The following is a 16,345-nucleotide window of genomic DNA, read 5'->3' on the forward strand; positions in this document are numbered from 1 at the left end:
TCCACAGTGGTGACCGTCGCCGTGCCTGGGGAGGCCGTTCATGAAGCTGCCGCGATCCATCGCGGGCTGGACCATCGCGGTCTTCGGCGTGTTGGCGCTGGTGATGGGCGCGGTCGGGCTGCTCTGGCCGGAGGCGCAGCTGCGCATGCTCGGGTTCGAGGTGCCGGCGACGCGGGCCGTCGGTGATCACACCGGGACGTTCCTGCTGGCGTCCTCGATGGCGGCCTTCAACATGGGCGTCTACTACCTGCTCGCCACGGTGACCGAGTGGCGGGCGTTCTACCGGTTCACAGTGGTCTTCCGGCTGGTCACGTTCACCGTGTTCACGATCGCGGTGCTGGCCGACATCGCTCCCGACCGGTTTTTCGGGGTGGCGGCGTGGGAGGGGCTGGGTGCCGTGGCCACCGCCATCGGTCTGCGCCTGGACGCCCGGCGGGGCATCCCGGCTGGCGGGATCGGATCGTCCGAGGGTGCCGGGACGACTGCGGTCGCCGAGGAGGGTACCGGTCCCGCCGGTGCGGCTCCGGCGGACGCGGTGCGCTGAGCCATCGGTCGGGTTGGGTATTTTCGAGCGGTGACCGACACCCCGACCGGCGGCCTGCCAGTGCCGATCGTGCCCGGCCTGACCGATTTGCGGGTCTTTGCCCGGGGCGGGTACGCGACCGTCTACCAGGCCACCCAGATCTCAGTGGGTCGCGAGGTCGCCGTCAAAGTGGAGAACCGAACGCTGGACAGCGAGCGCGATCAGGCCCGCTTCCTGCGTGAGGCGCGGGCGGCCGGCCGGATGTCGTCCCACCCGCACGTGGTGGACCTCTTCGACGTGGGGGTCACAGTCGACCAGCACCCCTACCTGATCATGGAGCTCTGCGACGGCTCGTACGCCGAACGGATGCGCACCTCGCCACTCGCGCCGGTGGAGGCCCGCGACCTCGGCATCAAGATCGCGGACGCGCTGGCCCACTCGCACGCCGCCGGGGTGCTGCACCGGGACGTGAAGCCGGCGAACATCCTCTACTCGCACTTCAACTCGGCGGTGCTCGCCGACTTCGGGCTCGCCGTCCTCGCCGAGCACCGGGACGCCTCGGTCACCCTGGAGGTGCTCACCCCGGCGTACGCGCCGCCGGAGATGTTCAGCCACAGCCCGCCGTCGCCGGCCGTCGACGTGTACGCGCTCTGCGCCACCCTCTACGCGGTGATGCACGGCAGGCCGCCGCGCTGGCAGTCCGAGCGCAACCCGAGCCTTGTCACAGTGCTGGAGATGTTCAACCAGCCGCTCCCCGCCCTGCCCGGGGTGCCGGACGAGCTGATCGACGTGCTGCGCGTCGGCATGGCCAACGATCCGGGCGAGCGTCCCTCCGCCCTGGAGTTGCACGACCTGCTCAGCAACCTGCCACTCGGCTCACCGGCGGCGCCGGTCAGCGGCGCTCCGGTCAGCGGTGCCGCGACGCTCTCCGGCCCGTACGCGGCCAACCAGCCGGTGCCCCGATCGCCCATCGAGGACACTCAGCGAGCCGACCCCGCCGGTCGACGGTGGCGGCGCTGGATCTTCGGCGGCGCCGGTGTGCTCGCGCTCGCCGCCTCCGCGACCGCCGGGGCCTGGGTCGCCGACCGGGCGCCACCACCCGTCCCGTACCCGTCGGCCACCCAGATCGCCGCACCGGCGACCGGCCCGTTGCCCGGCTGCGCGACCGGCACCGGTGCGCCCACCGCCCTGCCCGAGGGTGCCCGGTGCCTGCCCGAGTTGGAGTGCTTCGGCCCGATGCGGATACGCGGCAGCCGCGCCGAGGCGGCTCGGCTGTCCTGCGCCGGCCGACACACCTGGGAGACGTACGCCGAGGGCATCCTGCCGGTGTCGCTGGTCGGCGCCGACTACGACGAGGTGGCCGCCGCTGAGCCGGTGCGGCAGGTGTGCAGCGCAACGACGTTCCGGTTGACCACCGGGATCGCCGAGGCGACCGGCTGGCACCTGGAGGTGCTACCGCCGGTCGACGGCAGCATCGACCGGACCTACCGGTGTCTGGCGGGGCGCGGCGTGGACGGGCTCTCCGCGCCCACGCTCACCGGCCGCTGAGCCCGTTCGACCCGCGCCGACGGTCACGCACCGCACGCAATGCGTCACGGGGGTCCAGGGCGTCGAGGGTGTCCGCGTCGATCCCGTACGGCATCAGTTCGGGCGGCCCGACGACTGCCGACCGGTCCGCCGGCTCCGGATCGTCGACCTGACGGGCGGCGGAGACCGCGACCCCGGTGACCATGGTCATCAGCACGCAGAGCAGCGCGAGAACCACGCCGAGGAGGTCCTGTCGGCGCCATACGACCAGCATGACCAGCGGCGCTAGGGCTCCCAGCGCCGCGAGCACCGCCACCGTGCGCGCATCGGGTCTGGACAATCGGCTCACCCGTCCAGCATGTCGCGACTAGGCCGGCTGTCAACCGCAGAGCCGACCGCCGCGCCGATCGGCATCGATCCGAGGCGCCGACTCGACAGGGTCCACGGCACCCACACGGATTGGACAAGAACGGCTACTCTCGGTATTCCGCAGGCCCTTCCGGTAGCGAGGTCGCCCATGAACTCAGGCAGTTCGCAGTCCCGGCTCCGCTCGATCGCGTCGACGCTGGCGGTCGCTCTCACCCTCGTGCTCGCCGCCGCGGCCGGTTGCGACAGTCGGAAGGAACCGGAGCTGCCCTCGGTGCAGGAGAAGATGCGCGAGACGCACATCTTCGGTCAGTCGAAGCTGCGGATCGGTGTCGCCACCAACGAGCCGCTGATGGGTGAGTTGCGAAACGGCCAGCACGTCGGGTTCGACGTCGAGATCGCCCGGTACGTCGCGGCCTCCCTCGGCTACGAGGGGGAACAGCGGCTGGAGTTCGTGTCGGTCGCCACCGAGGATCGCATCCCGTCGCTGCAGGGCGGCACCGTCGACCTGGTGGTCTCCAGCTTCTCCATGACGGAAGACCGTAAGCAGCTGGTCAGCTTCGCCGGGCCGTACTTCGTCACCACGCAGGAGGTGATGGTGCCGGTTCGACTCAAGGACGAGATCCGCACCATTGAGGATCTGCGCGACCCGGCGTACAAGGTCTGCACCAGCGGCGGCTCCACCACCGAGGCCGAGTTGGAGAAGCACCAGGTCAAGACGTTCGTGGTCAAGGACGTCGGCGACTGCGTCGATGGCATCCGGAAGGGCCGGTACGACGCGGTCAGCTCCGACGAGTCGATCCTCGCCGGCTTCCTGGCCAGCTTTCCCAAGGAGTTCGAGATCGTGGACATGCCGTTCGGCACCAGCGAGTTGCTGGGCATCGGCGTGCCGATCGGTGATCCCGCGTTGCGCGATCTGGTCGCGTTCTTCCTGCAGAAGAGCTACGTGCAGGGCCGCGACGGAGATGCCAGCCCCTGGCAGACCGCGTACAACCGGACCCTGGGCCCCTGGCTGAAGGCCGAGAAGCGCCAGCCGCAGCCCTTGGAGGTGCCGAAGCTCGTCGACTTCGACGACAAGGCGCCCGCGAAGTGAGCGCGGCGCCGACCGCCACCAGCGGCGACGGGCCGGTCCCGCCGCCCCGCACGTCAGTGCCCCACGGCGACGCCGCGCCGGCAATCGACGGTACGGCCGCAGTACCGGCGGCGGTCGATCGTCCAGCGGCTGGCGCAGGAGGTGACGTTGCCTGGCCGGCCGGAGTGCCGGTCGCCGAACCGGCCGAGCCGATCGTCGCCGACGTTGAGCCGGGACGGGTCCGCTGGGATCCGGCGGAGCGGCGCGCCCGCGCCAGCCAGTCTTTCTGGACGGCAGTGGTGGGCGTACCGGCGATCTTCTCGGTGCTCCGCCTCGGCGTGGAGGCCGGCGGGGAGCTCCAGACCACGCTGCTGCTGGTGGCCAACGTCGGGCCGGTCAACCTGCTCGCCGGGTTTCTGACCACGGCGGCCCGGCTGCTCTCCACCGGGCTGGTGGCCATCTTCGCGCTCGGCGCCGTGCTGGCCGTCAGCGCGGATCGACTTCCGCCGGGCACCCGTCGCCGCCCGCTCTTCGCCCGCTGGGCCGACATCACCCCGGCCTGGGTGGTGCTGGCCAGCTTCCTGCTCGCCGTGATCACCTGGCCGTTGCTCTATCTGCCGTTGCTGTTGCCGGCGTTCGTGGCCGCGTTCCAACTGCGCCCGGGGCGGCTGCACGAGCGGGTGGCGCCTCGGCTGCTGCTGATCGGCGCGCTGCTCGCCGGGTACGGCTGGCTGATGCTGCCCACGATGCGCGACGCGATGCGGCAGGGCGACGAGTGGCTGGTGCTGGCGCTCATCGTGGTGCCCCCGCTGCTGGCGCTCTTCGTCGCGGGGCCGCTGCCGGGCATGGTGATCCGGCCGCTGGCGTCGGTGACCGAGGTGGCGGTGCTCGCCACCCTGATCTGGGCAGCCGTGCCGGTGATCACCACGCCGGTATTGCCGCTGACCGTCACCACTGTGGGCCCGGAGAGTGGGCCCACCGAGGACGTCCGCGGGCACGTGGTCACCACCGACGACGTCAACATGGTGATCCTTCAGGAACGGGGTGGCGTCCGGTACGTCCCGGTCGGCCTGGTCCGCGCCCAGGTGCTGTGCCCGAGCGAGGAAGAACTGCCCCGCCACCAACTGCGCATTCACGACTTCCACGTCGAGGATTCGCTGTTGGAGGGCATGGGCCGTCGGGTCCGCCCGGTCCACCGCATCGACGCCGCCTGCCGTACCCCGGCCTGACGCCCAACTGACAAGCGCAGCGCCTACCGTGCCCGACGGTTGGCCCGCACGAGTGCGACGGTGGCCGGTGGCACGCTGACCGCGCCGAAGGCCGCGACGCCGGCGAGCAAATAGGCGATGCGGTGGTTGTGGGGGGCGCGGCGGTCGGCCACCTCCGCCTCCGGGTCCTGCGGGTCGTAGACGATCGGGATCTCGTCGCCCATCGCCGGAGCGGCACCGGGTGGCTCGTCGCCCTGACCGACAAGCGTCTGCGCCCGCCGCCCGTCCGCGGTCTCGAACTCGACGTGGATGCGGCCTTTGTTGACCTTGACGACCTGGGCGGTGGCCTCCACCCCGCGCTCCTGCAGCGCCTGGTCGTTGCTCCACACCGTCCAGGCGGCGATGGCGAAGCCGACGACGACGACGAGGCCGAGCCCGGCGAACAGTGGCGCCGGCGGGCGACGGGTTCGCAGTAGATCCATGCCGCTCCCCATCTCCGGCGGGGCGGGCCGGTAAACACGACGCGAATCGTGGCGGCATCTGCTGCCGTATATACAGTCGGACGGTATATGCTGCGGCGATGGCGAAGGCTTCCATGCACGAGTCCACCTACCTGATCCTCACCGCGCTCGTCGAGGCCCCACGGCACGGGTACGCGCTCCTCGACGAGGTCCGCCGAATCTCCGACGGGCGCGTCGACCTGCGCGCCGGCACCCTCTACGCAGCCCTGGACCGGCTGCGGACCGACGGTCTCGTCGACATCGAGCGTGAGGAGCAGGTGCAGTCCAGGTTGCGCAGGTACTACCGACTCACCGCGCCGGGGGCGCGTCGCCTGGCTGAGGAATCCGCGCGTCTGCGCAGCAACGCCGACGCGGCGAGCGTGCGACTGCGCCGTGCCGGTCTCATCTTCGACGGCGGTGCGGCATGACGTTGGACCGCACCTACCGACTGCTGATGGCCTGTTATCCCCGCGCCTACCGCCGGCAGTACGAGGACGAGATGATCGGCGTGCTGCTGGACGACGCGGCCCCGGGCCAACGCAGGCCGGCGGCGCGGGACGTGCTCGCCCTGCTCGGCGGGGCGCTCCGGGCGCATGTCCGCCAGGCTGGTGCGCGATTCTCGGGCGATGCGTGGCGGGAGGCGGCGCAGGCGCTCGGCCTGATCGCCGCGTTGATGTTGTTCGTGCGGGATGCGCGCGTTCCGGTGCTGCACCTCGCCATGTTCGCGGACGGCTATCCCGAGGGGTTGGGAGAACCGTTCGTCCTCTGGCCGGTCGGTTTCGTGGCGCTGCTGTGGCTCACCGTGGCGGTGTCGGCCGTGTTCGGGTGGGGCCGGGCAGCCGCCGCGATCGCCGTCTGTTGCGCGGTGTTCGAGGTGGTGCGGGTCGCCGAGGATTACGGGCAATATTCCACGGTGCGCAATCTCTGGCCCGCCGTGCTCGCCGCGATGGTTCCGCTGGTGCTCGCCGTCCGTGCTCCCCGTTCCGCCACGGCTTCCCTCGCGCGCTGGCGCCTCGGCACGCTGGCGGCGGCGACGCTAATCAGCGTCGGTGCTCCGAGCATCGCCCAGGTGACTGGTGCTGATAACGCGACGGCTCCCATCTACGGCACGTGGATCTTCACCGTCGGTGTCGGCCGGATCGAGGCAGTCCTGCTGACGGCGGGATACCTGCTCTTCGCCCTTGTCATCCTGTCGACGCCGGCGGTGTTGCGGCGACGCCTGCTCGCGCTTGTGGTTCCGGTGGGCGTCACGTTGGTGCTCACCCGCGTGGGGCTCGGCACCACGGGGACGTTCCTGGAGCGTTCCACCCACGACGGTGTCCTCGATGCGCTCACCCTGGCGCAGTGGCTGACCCTGGTGCTGGCGCCCGCGCTGCTCTTCGCGGTGGCCGTGGCGATCCTGCACCAGCGGGAGCGCTCGGGCACACAGGGCGCGTGAGGAGGCCGCGCGTCACGTGGCCGAGCGGCTGATCGACTCGGCTTCCTGAAAATCGGGGTGTCACTGGCTCTCGGACACCCCGGAATCCAGGAAGCCGAGTCGATCAACGGACGGGCGGGGTGGCTCGGCCCGCCCGTCGGCGGGCGTCAGTACGACTTGTCCTGGCCGAGGACGTGTTGGGCCACGAAGTTGAGGATCATCTCGCGGCTGACCGGGGCGATCCGGCCGGCCCGGACGGCGCCGAGCAGGGTCGCCACCCCGTACTCGGTGGTCATGCCGGCCCCGCCGAGCACCTGCACAGCGGTGTCCACGGCGAGCGCGGCGGCCTCCCCGGCCGCGTACTTGGCCATGTTGCCGGCGACCCCGGCCTCCAGGTCGCGGCCGGCGTCGTACAGGGTGGCAGCCTTCTGAATCATGAGGCGGGCCAGCTCCACCTGCACCGCCGCGTGTGCCAGCGGATGAGACACCCCCTGGTGGGAGCCGATGCTCCGACCACCCCAGACCTTGCGGGTGGCGGTGTACTCACTGGCCCGCTCGATGGCGTACCGGCCGGTGCCGGCGCCCATCGCGGCCACCGTGATCCGCTCCGGGTTGAGCCCGGCGAAGAGCGCCGGCAGCCCGGCGTCCAGTGACTCACCGAGCAGCGCGTCGGCGGGCACCCGCACGTCGTCCAGGTAGAGCAGGAACTGGTTCTCCGGGGACACGATCTCCATGTCCAGCTTGGACCGGGTCAGCCCGGCCGCGTCGGTAGGCACCAGGAACAGCGCCGGCTTGAGCTTCTGCGGAGACGCATCCGCTGAACCGGCTGGGCCGTCATCGACGGCGACACGGGCCACCACCAGCACGTGACCGGCCTCGTCGACGCCGGAGATGTAGCACTTGCGGCCGTTGAGCAGCCAGCCGTCGCCGTCGCGGCGAGCCACAGTGCCGAGCCGGTGGAAGTTGGAACCGGCCTCCGGCTCGGTGATCGCGAAAACGATCTTCTGGGAGCCATCGGCGAGGCCCGGCAGGTGCCGCTTACGCTGCTCCTCGGTGCCGTGCCGACTGAGCACCGTAGCCGCGATGGCGGGGGAGACCACCAGCAGCAGCAGCGGGCAACCCGCCGCCGCCAACTCCTCGCAGACGATGGCCAGCTCGGTGATGCCGCCGCCTCCGCCGCCGTACTCGGTGGGGATGTTGACCCCCAGGTAGCCGAGCCGTCCGGCCTCCGCCCACAGTTCCGTGGTGTGTTCGCCGGCCCTCGCCTTCTCGACGAAGTAGGAGTGACCGTAGCGGCGGCCCAACGCCCGAACGGCGTCGCGCAACTGGTCCTGCTCGGGGGTGAGGTCGAAGGTCATCGGGGGTCCTTTTCGTCGACAACGGCCAACACGGCGCCCGTCTGCACCTGACCGCCGGTCGGCACCGGCAGTTCGGCGACCACGCCGTCGATCGGGGCGAGCACGGGATGTTCCAGCTTCATCGCTTCCAGCGTGAGCAGCGGATCGCCGGCCGCGACCCGCTGGCCGACCTGAACGTGTACCCGGGTCACCACGCCGGGCAGCGGCGCGAGCAGCGACCCGGCCGCCACCGCCGCTGTGGGCAGCGGGAGACGCGGCAACTCGGCCAGGCTCGCCGCCCCGTCCGGGCCGTCCACGAAGACAGCGGACCCCACCCGGTGTACGCGGTACGCGCGCCGAACCCCGTCGACGTCGAGCACCACCCGATCCGGGGTGGCCTCGACCAGCACCACTGTGGGTGCCGTCGACCGCTCGGCGGACTCCTCGGCCGCCGACGTGCTGGACCAGTCGGCGAGCCGGCCGGCCCGGTCCAACCGGTAGCGGATCTCGATCTCGTCGCCGTCCGGCCCGACGAAGGCTGTGGTCTGGGGAACGGCGGGCACGTTGCGCCAGCCGGAGGGAAGCCCGGGAAGCACCGGTGCGGTCGCCCGCCGGTGCGCGGCGCCCGCCAGCGCGGCGGCGAGGGCGGTGATCGGCAGCCGGTCGGCGGCGAGGATCGGGGCGAAGACCTCCGGGTGCCGGTCCAGGAAACCTGTGTCGATCTCCACGGCGGCGAACGCGGGGCTGCGCAGCACCCGGACCAGCAGATCCCGGTTGGTGGTCACCCCGTGCACCTCGGCCCGGGCCAGCGCACCGGCCAACAGCCGGGTCGCCTCCGCGCGGGTACGACCCCAGGCGATCAGCTTCGCGAGCATCGAGTCGTAGTGCACCCCGACCACCGAGCCCGCCACCACACCCGAGTCGAGCCGCAGACCCGGCCCGGCCAGCCCACCGAACTCGGCCGCCACCGTGCCGACGCTGAATCGGTGCAGGGTCCCGGTGGCCGGCCGCCAACCCGCAGCCGCGTCCTCGGCGCAGAGGCGTACCTCGACCGCGTGCCCGGTGCTCGCCGGCAGAACCGCCGGCAGCGGCTCACCCTCGGCGACGAGCAGTTGCAACCCCACCAGGTCCAGCCCGGTGCACAACTCGGTGACCGGATGTTCCACCTGGAGTCGGGTGTTCATCTCCAGGAAGAAGAACTCACCACCCGGGGCGAGCAGAAACTCCACAGTGCCCGCGCCCAGGTAGTCGACAGCACGTCCGGCGGCCACCGCGGCCTCGTGCAACGCCGCCCGCACCCGGTCCGGAACGACCGCCGGCGCCTCCTCGACGATCTTCTGGTGCCGGCGCTGGATCGAGCACTCCCGGTCACCCAGGGCCACCACTCGACCATGGGCGTCACCGAAGATCTGCACCTCGACGTGCCGGCCGCGTTCGACGTACCGCTCGATGAAGACAGTGCCGTCGCCGAACGCGGCAGCCGCCTCGCGGCGCGCGGAGGCGACGGCCTCGGCCAGTTCGTCGACGGTCCGGACGATCCGCATGCCCCGGCCACCACCGCCGGCGGACGCCTTCACCAGCACCGGGAAGCCCACGATCTCGTCGGTGTCGGTCCAACTCGGCAGCATCGGCACGCCCGCCTCGGCGAGCAACGCCTTCGCCGCCAACTTGTCGCCCATGGCGGCGATCACCTTGGCCGGTGGCCCGACCCAGGTCAGACCGGCGTCGGTCACCGCCGCCGCGAACTCGGCGTTCTCGGCGAGGAACCCGTAGCCGGGATGGACGGCGTCCGCGCCGCTGCGGCGGGCCGCGTCCAGGATCAGGTCGACCCGCAGGTACGTCTCGGCCGGCGAACTCCCCGGCAGGCGTACGGCCTGGTCGGCCTCGGCCACGAACGGCGCGTCGGCGTCCGCGTCCGAGTGCACGGCGACCGTCTCCACGCCCATCGCCCGGCAGGTGGCGAAGACCCGACGGGCGATCTCGCCCCGGTTCGCCACGAGCAGTCTGTTGATCATGGTCCCCTGAGCCTGCCTTTCGTTCGCGACTGCGGGACTCCGCTTCGCTGCGTTCCTCGCGCTCACGGTGCCTGCCTTTTGTTCGCGACTGCGGGACTCCGCTTCGCTGCGTTCCTCGCGCTCACGGTCTACATCCGGAAGACGCCGAAACCGTCGGCGCCCTTCACCGGTCCGCTGTGGATCGCCGAGAGGCAGAGCCCGAGGACGGTCCGGGTGTCCCGGGGGTCGATCACCCCGTCGTCGTAGAGCCGGCCGGAGAGAAAGAGCGCGCCGGACTGCGACTCGATCTGCTGCTCGACCATCAAACGCATCGCCGCGTCGGAATCCTCGTCGTAGTCGCGCCCCCGTGCGGCAGCCGCCTGCCGGGCCACGATCGACAGCACCCCGGCGAGCTGCGCCGGGCCCATCACCGCCGACTTCGCGTTCGGCCAGGTGAACAGGAACCTCGGCTCGTACGCCCGGCCGCACATGCCATAGTTGCCCGCCCCGTAGGAGGCGCCCAGGTTCACCGTCAGGTGCGGCACCGTCGAGTTCGACACCGCGTTGATCATCAGGGCGCCGTGCTTGATGATGCCGCGCTGCTCGTACTCGGTGCCCACCATGTAGCCGGTGGTGTTCTGCAAGAAGATCAACGGGGTGTTCGAGGCGTTGGCGAGCTGGATGAACTGGGCCGCCTTCTGCGCCTCAGCGCTGAACAGCACCCCTCGGGCGTTCGCCAGCACCCCCACCGGGTAACCGTGCAGCTCACCCCAACCGGTGACCAGCGCGTCCCCGTACGCCGGCTTGAACTCGTCGAAGTCGCTGCCGTCCAGGATCCGGGCCAGCACCTCCCGCGGGTCGAACGGCACCTTCAGGTCGGCGCTGGTGATGCCGAGCAACTCCTCCGGGTCGTACTTCGGTGGCTGCGGCACCGCCGTCCGCGGCGACGGGCCCTGCTTGCGCCAGTTCAGTCGGCGGACGCACTGCCGGGCCAGCCGAATGCCGTCCCGCTCGTCGGCGGCCAGGTAGTCGGCGAGCCCGGACGTGCCGGCGTGCATCGCCGCGCCACCCAGCGACTCGTCGTCGGTGACCTCGCCGGTCGCCATCTTCACCAGCGGCGGACCGGCCAGGTAGACCTGTGACCGGTCCCGAATCATGATCACGTGGTCGGACATCCCCGGCACGTACGCGCCACCGGCCGTGGCGTTGCCGAAGACCACGCTGACAGTGGGGATGCCGGCCGCCGAGAGCCGGGTGAGGTCACGGAACACCCGACCACCGGGGATGAAGATCTCCGCCTGGGTCGGCAGGTCCGCCCCGGCCGACTCCACCAGATTGACCATGGGCAGCCGGTTGGCCAGGGCGATCTCGCCAGCCCGCCGGGTCTTGGCGAGGGACCACGGGTTGACAGCGCCGCCGCGTACCGTCGGGTCGTTGGCGACGATCAGGCACTCCACGCCCTCGACCACCCCGATGCCGGTGACCACGCTGGCCCCGACCGGGAAGTCCGAGCCGTACGCGGCGACCGGCGACAACTCCAGGAAGGGGCTGTCGGCGTCCACCAGCAGCTCGATCCGCTCCCGGGGGAGCAGCTTGCCGCGCGCGTGGTGTCGGGTCACGTACTTGTCGCCACCACCCGCCCGCGCCTGGTCCAGCGCGGCGTCCAACTCGGTCAACCGCTCCAGCAACGCCGCTCGGTTCGCCAGGTACGAGGGCGCGGACGGGTCGACTGCGCTGTCCAGTGTGGTCACCGTGCCTCCTTCGTTCGCGACTGCGGGGCTCGCAGACCCGGCTCACTCCTCGCGCTCACAGGCCCATGCCTTTCGCGATGATCTCGTTCATGATTTCGGTGGTGCCGCCACCGATGCCGAGGATCCGCGCGTCGCGGTAGTGCCGCTCCACCTCGGCGTCGCGCAGATAGCCGAACCCGCCGTGCAACTGCAACGCCTGGTCGACGACGTGGTCGCAGGCGGCCACCGCCACGTTCTTCGCCATCGCCACCTCGGTCACCACCGGCTCGCCAGCCGCCACCCGACCCGCGACCCCGTGCACGTACGACCGGGCCGCCTCGGCCCGGGTGTGCATCTCGGCCAACCGGTGCCGGATGAGCTGCCGGCTGGCCAGCGGACGCCCGAACGTCTCCCGGTCCCGGCACCAGCGCACCGCCAACTCGACGCAGCGCTGCGCTGTCGCGTACGCCTGGGTAGCCAGCGACAGCCGTTCCGCCGCGAAGTGCTGCATGATCGCCAGGAAGCCGGTGTTCTCCGCGCCGATCCGGTTGGCGACCGGCACCCGCACGTCCGCGAAGGACAGCTCGGCGGTGTCCGAGCAGTGCCAGCCCAGCTTCTCCAACCGGCGTCCCACCGTGAACCCGGGCGATCCCTTGTCGATGACCAGCAGGGTGAGTTCACCGCTGCCGGGGAAGTCGGTGCACACCGCGGTGGTCACGAAGTCGGCCCGGTGTCCGCTGGTGATGTACGTCTTCGACCCGTTCACCACGTAGTGGTCGCCGTCACGGCGGGCGGTCGTGCGGATGCCGGCCACGTCCGAACCGCCGTCCGGCTCGGTGATGGCCAGCGCGCCGATCATCGTGCCGGACAGCGTGGGCCGCACGTACCGCTCGATCAGGCTGTCGTCGGCCGGGGACGAGACGCCACCGAGCCGGCCGCCCAGCGAGCCACCGGTGCGGGCACCGGCCGCCGCGACCATGTGCGGCAACGCGATCCCGTGCGTGAACAGGGCCGCCACCAGCCCGGACGAGCCGCCGGAGCGGATCAGCTCCTCGGTCACGATGATTGAGTCGAGCAGGTCACCGCCGCTGCCACCGACGGACTCCGGGAAGCCGATGCCGAGCAGACCGAGCTTCGCGGCGGTCGCGTGCAGCGCCCGAGGCACTTCGCCGGCCCGCTCCCAGTCGTCCAGGTGCGGCAACACCTCCCGGGTCACGAACGCCCGGGTCAGCTCGCGTAGTTGCCGGCGCTCCGGAGTGTCCACGATGCTCATCGGGATCCCCCCGTCGCAAGGTCGGCCGGCAGGTCGACGATCCGGGCGCGCAGCAGCTCGCCGAGTGCCTTGGCCTGCGGGTCGAACCGGGTGGACGCGGCCACCCCGGCGCCGAGCAGGCCCTCGATCACGAAGTTGACGGCGCGCAGGTTGGACAACTCGTAGCGCCGCACCGACAGCGGAGCGGTCTCGGGCACCAGCTCCGCCAGCCGTTCGACTGTCAACCAGGTCCGCAGCCACGCGTACCCGGCGTCGGAACGCGCCCAGACACCGAGGTTGGCGTCCCCGCCCTTGTCCCCGGATCGTGCGCCGACCACCTCGCCGAGCGCCCCGCGCCGGGTAGGGCCGTCGACCGCCGGGTCACCACCCGGGGCCGACTCGTCCGGCGAGGTGGGGGCGGTGCGGATCGGCGGGGCGATCGGCACCCGCTCGCCACCGGGTAGCACCGCCACGTGCGCCACCGCGCCCTGCGGCACGGCGTCGGCGGTGAAGACGCCGTACGGTGTCGCGTCACCGGGCACCGTGGTCAGCGTGCAGCCCGGGTACGAGGCCAGGGCCAACTCCACAGCGGCGGCCGAGAACGCCCGCCCGGCCCGCGCCTTGTCGCCGTCGCGCAGGTGTACGTGCAGCAGGGCGCTGGCCGCCTCGGTGTCGGCGGCGTCCGGGTGGTCCGTCCGGGCCAGCGTGAACTCCAGCCCGTCCTTGCCCACCGCCTCCTCGACCTGCCCCCGGACCAGTGCCGCCTTCGCCTCGATGTCAAGCCCGCAGAGAACGAACGTCATCGAGTTGCGGAAGCCACCGAGGTTGTTGACGCCCACCTTGAGCGTGGGCGGTGGCGGTGTGCCCCGTACGCCTGCGACCCGGACCCGGTCCGCCCCGTCGGGGTGCAGCGTCACAGTGTCCAGTCGGGTGACCACGTCCGGCCCGAGGTACGCGGGCCCGCCGATCTCGTAGAGCAGTTGGGCGGTGACGGTCTCCACCGTGACCGCGCCGCCGGTGCCCGGATGCTTGGTGACCACCGAGGAGCCGTCGGGGTGCACCTCGACGATCGGGAACCCGGGCCGATGACCGCCGTCGGGCAGCTCGGTGAAGAAGCTGAAGTTGCCGCCGGTGACCTGCGCGCCGCACTCGACGAGGTGCCCCGCGACGGTGGCCCCGGCCAGCTCGTCGAGGTCGTCGCGGCCCCACCCGTACCGGGAGATGGCCGGGCCGACCACCAGCGACGCGTCGGTGACCCGGCCGGTGACCACCACGTCCGCGCCGGCGTCGAGGCAGGCGGCGATCCCGAACGCGCCGAGGTAGGCGTTGGCGCTCAACGCGTCCGGTCGCTGGATCGTGTCGCCCTCGACGTACCCGACCTGGGTCGGCAGGCCGAGCCGGTTGGCGAGCTTCTCGATCGAGGCGGCCAGGCCGGCCGGGTTGAGCCCGCCGGCGTTCGTCACGATCCGCACCCCTCGGTCGAGGGCGGTGCCGAGGCAGGTCTCCAGTTGCCGCAGGAACGTCTTCGCGTAGCCCAGGTCGGGGTCGCGCAGGCGATCCCGGGCGAGGATCAGCATGGTCAACTCGGCGAGGTAGTCGCCGGTCAGTACGTCCAGCTCACCGCCGTCGAGCATCTCCCGCCAGGCGGTGAACCGGTCGCCGTAGAAGCCGGAGGCGTTGCCGATGCGGATCATGCCCGTACCCCGATCCCGCCGGCCGGCTGCCGGCCTTCACCCGGCGGCCCGGCGAAGGCCTGCGCCACGTCGAGCCACTCGTCGGCGACCGGTCCGGTGGCGACCAGAGCGAGGTCCGCGCGGTGTCGGCGCTGGGTGACCAGCAGGCAGAAGTCCCGAGCCGGGCCGCTGACCCGGTCGGCGGCGTCCGCCGGACCCCAGCTCCAGGCCTCCCCGTCGGGCCCGACCAGCTCGACCCGCACCGGCGCCGTCGGTGCCTCCCGGCCGTGCGCGGCGAAGCCGTGCCCGAGGGTACGCACGCCCAGGTGCGCCACGTGCTGGAGTCGGTCGCTGTCGGGGCGGACCACGTCGAGGGCGTCGGCCACGTCCGCGCCGTGCGCCCAGGTCTCCATGATCCGGGCGGTGGCCATCGAGGTGGCCGACATCCGGGTGCCGTACCACGGCAGTTTGCCACCGGCCGGAACGGCGGCCAGTGCGTCGACGAGCGCGGTGCGCCCGGCCCGCCAACGGGCAAGCAGCTCGGCCGGCGGGGCGAGGAACTCCTCGGCGCCGACGTCGACGAGCCGGGTCACGTCTGGCGCGGCGGTGACAGTCGCGTAGAACGCCTCGGGGTCGGTCGCGGCCAACAGCGCTACGTGGTCGGTCCAGGCGAGGTGGGCGATCTGATGCCCGACGCTCCAGCCCGGCGCGGGGGTCGGCCTCGCCCAGTCGGCCACCGGCAGGGGCGCTACCAGGGCGTCCAATTGGGCGGACTCGTCGGCCAGGTCCGTGAGCAGGTCGCTGAGGTCGACCATGGTGCCTCCGGTCGGTGGTGGCCGGTGCGGCCGGCGGTCAGGGCGTGAGCAGGGTGGCGAGCTGGCGCTTCCAGGTGGTCAACAGGGCGGCCCGGCGGGCGGAGTCGTCGCTGAGCAGGTTGGCCACCCCGAGCCCACGGAGCAGATCGAGCGTGGCCTGCACCGCTTCGCGGACACCGGGTCGACGCTCGTCGACACCGAGCAGGGCGACGGTGAGCCGGTGCATCTCCCGCCCGACAGTCGCCTCCAGCGGCACCAGGGCGTCCCGCAGCTCCCGATCGGTGCGGGCGGCGACCCAGAGCTCCAGCGCTGCCACGAACAGCGGCCCGGTGAACGCCACGGCGAGCAGGTCGACGACCCGGTCCAACCGCTGCGGGCCGGCCGGCAGCGCCTCGGCCTCGGTGCGCAACTCGTCGGCCCGGCGCTCGGCCAGATGGGCCACGGCGGCCGTCACCAGCGCCGCTTTCGTCGGGTAGTGATGCAGCTGTGCCCCGCGCGAAACACCGGCCCGCGCCGCGACGACTGTGGTCGTGGTGCCGGACCAGCCGTGCTCGATCAGGCAGTCGACTGTCGCCTCCAGCAGCCGGGCCTGGGTGGCGCGGCTGCGTTCCTGCTGAGGGACACGCGTCGATGAGGTGGGCACGGAGACAGCCTGCTGCCTACGAAACAAACAGTCAAGACTGACTTTTTCTGAGCTGGTGACGCTCCGGTGGCTCGCGGTGGGGTGAGGCGGGGCGGGGCGGGAGGTCGGCATGGGTGGCTCGTCGCGCTATGGAGCTGATGTCACAAACGAATCGCCCGTCGACCGTGCCCGTCGATCGTGCCCGTCGACCTCGTTCGAGCATCGGCCTGCCGATCACCTACGGCTGATGCCGCAAACGATTCAGCTCCAAAGGCTCTCAGAGTGGCATTCCGCCGCCCGTCCGCCGCC

At 71.7% G+C, this 16,345-nt stretch carries 15 protein-coding genes; 6 read left to right on the plus strand and 9 right to left on the minus strand.

Going from position 1 to position 16,345, the window contains the following annotated elements:
- Positions 1–40: 40 nt before the first annotated feature.
- Together NIE111_RS24125 and NIE111_RS24130 are read left to right on the plus strand one after the other, a co-directional pair.
- Positions 41–544 (plus strand): hypothetical protein, encoded by a 504-nt coding sequence (locus NIE111_RS24125; protein ID WP_238686624.1) that lies wholly within the window; start codon positions 41–43, stop codon positions 542–544.
- 30 nt (positions 545–574) lie between these two features.
- Positions 575–2,071: a serine/threonine-protein kinase gene (locus tag NIE111_RS24130; RefSeq protein ID WP_238686625.1), complete on the plus strand. Its 1,497-nt coding sequence runs from the start codon at positions 575–577 to the stop codon at positions 2,069–2,071.
- On the opposite strand, the gene NIE111_RS24135 is transcribed toward NIE111_RS24130, so the two are convergent.
- Positions 2,058–2,399, minus strand: a complete 342-nt coding sequence (locus NIE111_RS24135; RefSeq protein WP_238686626.1) for a hypothetical protein — start codon at positions 2,397–2,399, stop codon at positions 2,058–2,060. The two genes, NIE111_RS24130 and NIE111_RS24135, sit on opposite strands and share 14 nt — an antisense overlap.
- Positions 2,400–2,567: 168 nt before the next feature.
- On the opposite strand from NIE111_RS24135, the gene NIE111_RS24140 reads away from it, so the two are divergent.
- Both NIE111_RS24140 and NIE111_RS24145 read left to right on the plus strand, forming a co-directional pair.
- Entirely contained in the window at positions 2,568–3,509 is a 942-nt protein-coding gene (locus NIE111_RS24140; RefSeq protein ID WP_238686627.1) for a transporter substrate-binding domain-containing protein, read from the plus strand.
- Positions 3,506–4,717, plus strand: coding sequence for a hypothetical protein (locus tag NIE111_RS24145; RefSeq protein ID WP_238686628.1), 1,212 nt, complete (start codon positions 3,506–3,508; stop codon positions 4,715–4,717). Before NIE111_RS24140 ends, NIE111_RS24145 begins: the two co-directional genes overlap by 4 nt.
- A gap of 23 nt (positions 4,718–4,740) precedes the next feature.
- Here the strand turns inward: NIE111_RS24145 and NIE111_RS24150 are convergent, their stop codons facing one another.
- Complete coding sequence (locus NIE111_RS24150; RefSeq protein ID WP_238686629.1) at positions 4,741–5,178, minus strand: DUF3592 domain-containing protein; 438 nt, start codon at positions 5,176–5,178, stop codon at positions 4,741–4,743.
- Positions 5,179–5,276: 98 nt separating this feature from the next.
- Here NIE111_RS24150 and NIE111_RS24155 point away from each other — a divergent pair, with 98 nt between their 5' ends.
- Positions 5,277–5,624 (plus strand): PadR family transcriptional regulator, encoded by a 348-nt coding sequence (locus NIE111_RS24155; RefSeq protein WP_124822727.1) that lies wholly within the window; start codon positions 5,277–5,279, stop codon positions 5,622–5,624.
- Positions 5,621–6,634 carry a hypothetical protein gene (locus tag NIE111_RS24160; protein ID WP_238686630.1) on the plus strand — a complete coding sequence of 338 codons (1,014 nt, stop codon included), beginning with the start codon at positions 5,621–5,623 and terminating at the stop codon, positions 6,632–6,634. Before NIE111_RS24155 ends, NIE111_RS24160 begins: the two co-directional genes overlap by 4 nt.
- A gap of 146 nt (positions 6,635–6,780) precedes the next feature.
- Here the strand turns inward: NIE111_RS24160 and NIE111_RS24165 are convergent, their stop codons facing one another.
- From NIE111_RS24165 to NIE111_RS24195, 7 genes are all read right to left on the minus strand, one after another.
- Positions 6,781–7,971, minus strand: coding sequence for an acyl-CoA dehydrogenase family protein (locus tag NIE111_RS24165; protein ID WP_238686631.1), 1,191 nt, complete (start codon positions 7,969–7,971; stop codon positions 6,781–6,783).
- Positions 7,968–9,965, minus strand: a complete 1,998-nt coding sequence (locus NIE111_RS24170) for an acetyl/propionyl/methylcrotonyl-CoA carboxylase subunit alpha (protein ID WP_238686632.1) — start codon at positions 9,963–9,965, stop codon at positions 7,968–7,970. The genes NIE111_RS24165 and NIE111_RS24170 overlap by 4 nt, the downstream gene beginning before the upstream one ends.
- Positions 9,966–10,093: 128 nt before the next feature.
- Positions 10,094–11,695, minus strand: a complete 1,602-nt coding sequence (locus NIE111_RS24175) for an acyl-CoA carboxylase subunit beta (RefSeq protein ID WP_238686633.1) — start codon at positions 11,693–11,695, stop codon at positions 10,094–10,096.
- Positions 11,696–11,750: 55 nt separating this feature from the next.
- A complete protein-coding gene (locus NIE111_RS24180) occupies positions 11,751–12,947 on the minus strand; it encodes an acyl-CoA dehydrogenase family protein (RefSeq protein ID WP_238686634.1) in 1,197 nt (398 codons plus the stop codon).
- Positions 12,944–14,620 carry an acyclic terpene utilization AtuA family protein gene (locus NIE111_RS24185; RefSeq protein ID WP_238686635.1) on the minus strand — a complete coding sequence of 559 codons (1,677 nt, stop codon included), beginning with the start codon at positions 14,618–14,620 and terminating at the stop codon, positions 12,944–12,946. Before NIE111_RS24185 ends, NIE111_RS24180 begins: the two co-directional genes overlap by 4 nt.
- Positions 14,617–15,414, minus strand: a complete 798-nt coding sequence (locus tag NIE111_RS24190) for a TIGR03084 family metal-binding protein (protein ID WP_238686636.1) — start codon at positions 15,412–15,414, stop codon at positions 14,617–14,619. The genes NIE111_RS24185 and NIE111_RS24190 overlap by 4 nt, the downstream gene beginning before the upstream one ends.
- A 37-nt stretch (positions 15,415–15,451) precedes the next feature.
- Positions 15,452–16,057, minus strand: a complete 606-nt coding sequence (locus NIE111_RS24195; protein WP_210780790.1) for a TetR/AcrR family transcriptional regulator — start codon at positions 16,055–16,057, stop codon at positions 15,452–15,454.
- Between the last annotated feature and the right edge of the window lie 288 nt (positions 16,058–16,345).

Origin of the sequence: Micromonospora hortensis (assembly GCF_022230935.1) — a bacterium.
Taxonomy (GTDB): Bacteria; Actinomycetota; Actinomycetes; order Mycobacteriales; family Micromonosporaceae; genus Micromonospora; species Micromonospora hortensis.